Source organism: Rhizobium sp. SVR5-9E, assembly GCF_056755095.1.
The window spans coordinates 21,433-28,282 of record NZ_JBNDHS010000079.1 but is presented as its reverse complement, the minus strand read 5'-3'; the positions used below and the strand labels follow the sequence as shown (position 1 = coordinate 28,282).

Here is a 6,850-nt window from a genome sequence, read left to right as displayed (position 1 = left end):
GAGCGCAGAAGATGAGGCTCCGCATGGGACGGAACGCCACTTTCGTTCTAGTCGGGATTCGGGGCGCTACCTTTCTTAAGGCTTATAAGTCGAGCCTCAGGCCTCGAACTATATCAAATCCACTACCCGGAAGCATTCTGCGCGGCGCTGATCAATTCGCAGCCTATGGGTTTCTATGCGCCGGCCCAGATCGTCGGCGATGCCAGAGCGCACGGGGTCGAGGTGCGGCCGGTCTGTATCAATCGTTCCCGATGGGACTGCACGCTGGAGCGGATCGTCAATTCCGGTCGGCATGCTGTAAGGCTGGGTTTCCGGCGCGTAAAGGGATTGGCAGTTGCTGACGCAGCGCGGATTGTTGCGGCACGTATGAACAGTGCCTTTGCCTCCGTCGATGATGTGTGGCGCCGGTCAGGCGTGCCAACCGAGGCGCTTATCCAGCTTTCTCAGTGCAAATCCCGGGTCAACTCTCAGCGCAAATCAACACTCCCGCCTCAAGATAGCTTCAAGATAGCTGTTGGAGTCGATCAAAAGCGGAGCGGTCACTTGGTGTTGTCAGTCTTGATGTGGGCATCTTCGCCGCTAGTTACCTCGTGCTGGGATGGCCAGACGCTCATCACGGCCCTCTCTGTTGCGATGAGATGTCCCTATCGCCGGAACTGGCTCGAATGTTGAGCAACGGGAACGCCCCTGGTGGTTCAATCGAAACTCTGTGGAGTCTCGGTGTCGACGAGATTGGAGTGCCTTCCGCGGTCGCTGCTGCTGTCGCTCAAAGGTGGGGGTTTCAGACCCTGATTGAGATCATTGCCCTATGGAGATCATCACGACGTTGTTTGTCGTAGGTGAGCCACTTGGGGCGGATGGTCGTTATCGTGGCTTTGCGGTGGATGTCGGTCCGAAACGCCTGGGGACGTCGAGGGGGACAGTGCCGACCAGATCGAAAAAATTCGGCAGACGTTGGCCGATCCTCTCACATGTATCATGCTCGACGCCCAAGCGGCCGAACGCTGGCTTCAAAAGGACGCGGTTGGCGGATCAGCGCTCTCGCGCGCATCTGATATCATGGGTGCTCATCTCGGAAGTCTTTCGATCGGAGCAGCCCCTTCCGATTTCTCCATCCATCTCTTGAATTCCATCGCGCGATTTTCGGCCGCCCCGAAGCCTCCGACCATCTGTTCTCTATTCATCAGCCTGCAGACTTCCAAACCCATAGTCATAGAGTGGCGCAACGGCGAGCGGCAGTCCAGAGGGTTGTTGATCACCGTCAAGCTAGTTCGACCTGTTCTTATATTCAGGGAATTCGAACCCTAGCTAAGCGCCGGATTCTGCGGGCGAATCGATCGGGCAGATGCTCCAACTTTACTAAGAATCAGACGATTCTTCCTAAAATTCCGACACGGATTAGTTCGAAATTCGAAATATCTATCGACTTCAAATTCTGTCGACGACTGGAGACAGAAAGGCCGTCCTCTGCCGCTCCGCATGCAAAACGCGCTGCCCGCTAAGCTCGTAATGCGATGGCCGTGGTATCCGAAATCATTTCGAGTTTCGAAGCAATTTCGTCTGGCTCTCCAACCCTCTCCGCTTGTTTTTCCCAGGGCCCAATACAACCATTCTGTCTCGGACTTGGCGTTAAGCACGATTCTCCTGACGAGATTGATTCAAAGTAGTTGATTAGCCCGCTGTAAGTAAAAGAACTTTAGGCCGAGCGCATGTAAAAGCAAAAACTCAACCTTGTGGTGCTTGCAAAATTGTGGACCGAATGTTACCTAATTTTGGAATGAACTAACCGGGGAGGAGAATTCCGGAATGTTTGTTCCAAGGGAGGTTTCGATGTCCAAAGAATTTGAAGATCGTGCAAAGCATCAAAGCGAAGTTGCTGTTCGCTTGACGAATGTCACCAAGTCATACGGTGGCATCAAGGCGCTGCGCGACGTTTCGTTCGAGGTCAAGTCTGGCGAAATTCGTGCTCTGCTTGGCGAAAACGGCGCTGGCAAATCGACCGTTCTCAAGGTGTTGTGCGGTGTCGTCGCTTGTGACGATGGCACCATCGAAGTCGGTGGGAAACCGGCCGGAAATTTGAATCCGGTTACAGCCCGCGACCTCGGGATTGCGATGATTTTTCAAGACGGCAGCCTAGTCCCGAATATGACGGTTGCTCAGAATATTTTCCTCACGCGGGAGAAGCGGGACCGTTTCGGGATGGTAGACGACCGCTCCGCGGAACGCAAAGCGGGCGAGTTGTTTCGTCAGTTGGGCGTCGAGGTTGATCCATCGCTTCCGGTATCTTCCCTGAGCGCAGGCCAACGTCAGCTCACCGAGATCGTCAAGGCGGTCGCGAAAAAAGCCCGGGTTCTGATTCTTGACGAGCCCAGTACTGCCCTTACCGATCACGAGATCGAACACCTTTTCAATTTTCTACGCCGCCTAAAAGCCGAAGGTGTCGCAATCATCTACGTTTCCCACCGGATGGCGGAGATATTCAGAATTGCAGACTCCGCAACCATTCTCCGCGATGGTGAGCTCGTCCAGACGACCGAAATCGCCGGGATGACGATGGAGGAAATGATCGAGAAGATCGTCGGGCGGAAGGGCCGGGGTCTCTTCGATGTGCCCAAGGAAACAGGACATCTCGGTGAGGTTCTTTTGGAGATGCGCTTCGTTTCGACATCCAAACTGAAGGATGTGAACCTACAGGTTCGCGCTGGGGAGGTCGTCGGTATCGCAGGATTGACCGCAAGTGGTCGAAGTGCTCTTGCTCGGGCACTCTTTGGTATCGAAGCCGTACGCAGCGGCGAAATAGTTATCGACGGGAAGTCATTCTCGAAACTCTATCCAGATACCGCGATCGAAAACGGATTGATGCTTGTGCCCGAGGATCGCCTTCTGCAAGGCGTTTTCCCTAACCACAGCATATCCGATAACATCACTCTCCCATCTATTTCGAAATTGACCCGCTGGTTGTGGCTTCCGTCATCCTCGGTCACGCGCATCGCCAAGGAGCAGGCGGCTAGCCTGCGCATCAAGGCATCTGACCTCGACGCGCCGATCCGTACCCTTTCAGGCGGCAATCAACAAAAAGCTGTGCTGGCAAAGTGGCTTGCGCTTGGTCCCCGCATTCTGGTCCTCGACGAGCCCACGGCGGGCATCGATATCGGCAGCAAAACCGAAATCGTGACGCTGTTGAGGGCTCTCGCGTCGGCCGGCCGCGCAGTGCTGGTGATCTCTTCTGAAATTCCCGAACTCCTCGCCGTGTCCGACCGCATTGTGATCATGCACGAGGGACGCTTAGTGAAGAGTGTTGACCGTGCAAGCCTCCGTCCCGGCGACGAAGCCGACGACGCGGCGCAGGTCGAATTCGCAGAGCGGAAACTGAACGGTCTAATCCAAGAAGCCGCGCAGGCGGCGGAGGTGCTCCAATGAGTCTGACTTCTCAACCCGACAATATCCAGGTCACTGGCCATTCCAATGGAGCATTTTCGATGTTCAAATCCCGATGGCGCGAAAACATCATCTACATCGCGCTGGTCGTCGTCTTCGTGATATTCGCGTTCACGCTCGGCGATCGCGGTTTCCTTGGCACCAACAATCTGCTCAACATCGTTCGTCAGAGCGCCATCATCGCGATTGTTGCAACGGCCATGGTGTTCGTTCTCGCCGCCGGCGAAATTGACCTGTCGGTAGGTGCGGTCGCTGGATTGGTATCGGTCGTCGCCGCCATGGTCATCGCAACTCACGGACCGTTCATCGGCGTTTCCGCCGCGCTCGCCACGGGACTCGTGGTCGGTGCAGTCAACGGCCTTCTTACCACGCGCATTGGCGTGCCGTCGTTCCTGACGACGTTGGCAATGATGGGTGTTGCGAAGGGCGTTTCGATGTGGATCAGCAACACCGCCGCCGTGCCTATCCTCGACGACGGATTCAATTTCTGGTTCGGCGGTGGCGACCTCGGTTCGGTTCCGGTTCTGCTTCCATGGATGTTGCTCGCCACAATCGTTGGCCATGTCCTGCTACGCAAGACGGGATTTGGTCGGCGTGTTCTCGCGACCGGGGGAAATCCAGTTGCGGCACGATATACAGGCGTCAATACGGCGAACATCAAGTTCAAGGTTCTGATGATGACCGCCTTGGCTGCAGCTGTGGCTGGCCTCCTATATGCGGGTCGTCTCGAGTCCGGCCGCTATCAGCTGGGTGAAGGCGACGAATTGTCCGTCATTGCGGCCGCCGTCCTTGGAGGCAACAGTCTCTTCGGGGGCAAGGGGGCGGTGCTCGGCGCGGTGTGCGGGGCCTTGCTCATCGGCATCATCAACAACGGCCTCCTGCTTATGGGGCTGGACTACAGTCAACAGTTGATCGTCCGCGGGATCATCATCGTTCTCGCCGTCGCACTCAGCCAGGTCAAGAAAACGGCCTAGCCTAGAACCCTAAAAACAATCGCCTTGTAACGCGGGCTTGCCCGCGGACGGGAAAGCCATCTCGAAAAAAGGAGAAGCCCAATGGCTCGACAGCTCACAGTCATCGCAATCATGAAGGCAAAAAAGGGAGCCGAAGAGGAACTCGGAAATCGCCTCAAGGCTCTGGTCGAGCCAAGCCGGAGTGAGGCTGGCTGCATCAATTACGATTGCCATCAGGACCAGGAAAATCCCGGCGAGTGGGTGATGTACGAAAACTGGAAGGACCGGTCGGATCTCGATCATCACTTCACGATGCCGTACCACGTCAAGTTCATTGCCGATCTTCCGGATCTGATCGAGGGCGAAATCGAGATGCACTACCTCGATATGCGCTCGCAGTTCGCACGCTGAGGAGGCGGAGATGGATAACCTCATTCTCGACCATCAGGGCAAACCCGCCACCCATCACCGCGCCACGGTGAACGGCGTTAGGCTTCACTACGTTACCGCAGGCAGCGGTCCGGCACTCCTCCTCGTCCACGGCGTGCCAAAGACGTCGTTCTATTGGCACCTGATCTTTCCGTTGTTGACCGAGCACTTCACGGTGGTCGCGCCAGATGTCCGCGGGTTTGGAGATTCCGATAAGCCCAAGGACGGCTACGACATGGAAACGGTTGCGGCTGATCTCGCAGAGCTAATGACCCAGCTTAGCCACGAGAAGTTCTACCTGCACGGTGAAGACTGGGGAGCTGCGTTCGCATACGCGGTCGCCGCCCTCAATCGCGACCGCGTGATGAAGTTCTCCTTTGCCGAGAAGCTTTTGCCGGGCTTCGGTCTCGAAGACTGGTCGCATCTGACGCTGGAGAACGTCGAGGCGCGGCACTGGCTATGGCATGTGAGCTTCTTCCATGTTCCTGACGTTCCGGAATACCTGATCCAGGGCAAGGAGCGCGAGTTCTGGTCGACGTGGATGAAGGCGGAGACCTACGACCCCCATGCGATCTCCGAGGTCGCCGTCAACGAGTTCGTACGTTGCTGCACAGGTCCGGGCGGGCTGCGGCCCATCTTCGAAGTCTACCGCCAGACGTTCAAGAACCAGGCGTTCACCAAGGCTCAGGCGGCTGACAAGCTCAAGATGCCGCTCCTCGTAATTGGTGCGGAGCACTTTACGGGCGACTTCGGTCAGAAGCAGGCACGGCTGTTCGCGGAGGACGTGACAGGCGAGCTCTACGATTGCGGTCATAGCCTCGCCCTGGAGCGGCCGGAGATGCTGGCCGACAGCCTGCGGAACTTCTTCACTAAGTAAGTCCATCGATTCAACACGGGAGGAAACCATGAATCGACGCTTTTTCCTGCAGGTCAGCGCGGCTGCCCTGATCGCATGCACCACGGCAACGCAGTTGCTGGCGGCGGAAGCCGACGTCCAGAAAATGCTCGACGACCTCGCGTCCGGAAAGGTTCAAAGCCTTGGTCCGCACGGTGAAGCGCCGAGCTCGGCCGACGGCATCCAGCTGTCGGACGACGAACTGACGAAAATCAAGGCGATGAACGCCACGGCGGCCGTCGTTCTGCACTACCGCAACGACTGGGCGGTCGCGCAAATCGCGGGCCTCACGGACCAGTTCGCAAAGATGGGCATCAAGATCGTGTCGGTGACCGACGCGAACTTCAAACCCGAAAAGCAGGTCGCGGATATCGAAACCGTTCTTGCCCTGAAGCCATCGATCATCGTGTCCATTCCGGTCGATCCGGTTGCAACGGCCGGAGCCTTCAAGAAAGCCGCCGACGCAGGCGTGAAGATCGTCTTCATGGACAACGTCCCTCAGGGGATGAAAATCGGCAAGGACTACGTCAGCACGGTATCTTCGGACAACTATGGTAACGGCGTTGCCTCTGCGCTCCTGATGGCAAAGGCGATCGAAGAAGAGGGCGAAGTCGGTATCGTTTATCTGGCCGGCGACTTCTTCGTGACCAAGCAGCGCTACGAGGCCTTCAAGAAGACAATCGGTCAGTTCCCCAAGGTGAAGGTCGTCGCGGAGCAGGGGATCGATGGCACCGACCTTATCGGGAATGCGGAAAAGGCCGCGAGCGCAATCCTCGCGGCCAACCCCAACGTGAAGGCAATCTGGGCCGTCTGGGAGGCTCCGGCTGACGGAGTGATGTCGGCGGCCCGCACCGCAGGCCGTAAGGACCTCATCATTACCACGATCGATCTGGGCCTTAACGCCTGCCTGAGCCTCGCGAAGGGTACGTTCGTCAAGGGTATCGGCGCTCAGCGGCCCTACCAGCAGGGCGTCACCGAAGCGCTTCTCGCCGGCTATGGCCTGCTCGACAAGAAGGCCCCAGCTTACGTGGTGTTGCCGCCGCTCGCTGTCACCAGGGACAATCTCCTTGAATCGTGGAAGCTCACCTACCATTCGGAGCCGCCGGCGAGCCTGGTCGACGCTCTGAACTAAACT

The 6,850-nt window shown here is 57.3% G+C and carries 5 protein-coding genes and 1 pseudogene; all 6 read left to right on the top strand.

All coding sequences use genetic code 11. The features are described from left to right. Window positions 1–100: 100 nt before the first annotated feature. A pseudogene (locus tag ACPYOJ_RS26485) lies at window positions 101–447 on the top strand (helix-hairpin-helix domain-containing protein); the annotation flags it as partial. 1,383 nt (window positions 448–1,830) lie between these two features. Further along, window positions 1,831–3,420, top strand: a complete 1,590-nt coding sequence (locus ACPYOJ_RS26480) for a sugar ABC transporter ATP-binding protein (RefSeq protein ID WP_481418898.1) — start codon at window positions 1,831–1,833, stop codon at window positions 3,418–3,420. A 59-nt stretch (window positions 3,421–3,479) separates the two neighbouring features. Further along, window positions 3,480–4,412, top strand: a complete 933-nt coding sequence (locus tag ACPYOJ_RS26475; protein ID WP_481418900.1) for an ABC transporter permease — start codon at window positions 3,480–3,482, stop codon at window positions 4,410–4,412. Between the two features lie 81 nt (window positions 4,413–4,493). Further along, window positions 4,494–4,802 (top strand): putative quinol monooxygenase, encoded by a 309-nt coding sequence (locus ACPYOJ_RS26470; RefSeq protein ID WP_481418897.1) that lies wholly within the window; start codon window positions 4,494–4,496, stop codon window positions 4,800–4,802. 10 nt (window positions 4,803–4,812) lie between these two features. Next, window positions 4,813–5,697, top strand: coding sequence for an alpha/beta fold hydrolase (locus ACPYOJ_RS26465; RefSeq protein WP_481418896.1), 885 nt, complete (start codon window positions 4,813–4,815; stop codon window positions 5,695–5,697). Window positions 5,698–5,725: 28 nt separating this feature from the next. Continuing rightward, on the top strand, window positions 5,726–6,847 hold the full coding sequence (locus ACPYOJ_RS26460) for a substrate-binding domain-containing protein (RefSeq protein ID WP_481418895.1): 1,122 nt from the start codon (window positions 5,726–5,728) through the stop codon (window positions 6,845–6,847). Window positions 6,848–6,850 lie beyond the last annotated feature (3 nt).